The sequence below is a fragment of the Patescibacteria group bacterium genome, assembly GCA_026415775.1.
In the GTDB taxonomy this organism is placed as follows: Bacteria; Patescibacteriota; Minisyncoccia; order UBA6257; family JAAZHW01; genus SKW32.
In genome coordinates this window covers 360-902 of record JAOAGL010000010.1, presented here as the reverse complement: position 1 = coordinate 902, position 543 = coordinate 360, and the positions used below count along the sequence as shown (strand labels likewise).

The following is a 543-nucleotide window of genomic DNA, read 5'->3' as shown; positions in this document are numbered from 1 at the left end:
GTTATCCTCCACTCATACCCCTCCTTCAAAAAACAGGATGAACTCCGGCGAGTGCTTTTTGGCAGCGCGGTTCAACTCCGGCTTCATCCCTCAATTTCCTTTTAAAGGAACAAGTTCTTTGACATGCTGGATGATATGGTGCATTAATGGATAATGCATCTGCAATTTCATAGGGCATTGATAAAGTTACTTAAGGGCACATGGAGGATGCCTTGGCTCTTGCAGGCGATGAAGGACGTGACAAGCTGCGATAAGCTGCGGTTAGGAGCAAATATCCATAGACCCGCAGATTTCCGAATGGGGGAACCCGCTAAGGCAATACCTTAGCACCGTATGGTGAATCCATAGCCATATGGAGGTAACCCGCTGAACTGAAACATCTAAGTAGGCGGAGGAAGAGAAAGAAACATCGATTTCCTTAGTAGCGGCGAGCGAAGGGGAAAGAGGCCAAACCGAGGGCAGCAATGCCTTCGGGGTTGAGGACTGCATACGTCATTTAAGATTGCTAGCAGAAGCATGTGGGAAAATGCACCATAGTAGGTA

Annotated in this window: 1 rRNA gene (cut by a window edge); it reads left to right on the top strand. The window is 47.9% G+C overall.

What is annotated here, in order from left to right:
* Positions 1–179 precede the first annotated feature (179 nt).
* A 23S ribosomal RNA gene (locus N2692_03095) occupies positions 180–543 on the top strand; its annotated part runs 359 nt beyond the window's last position; the annotation flags it as partial.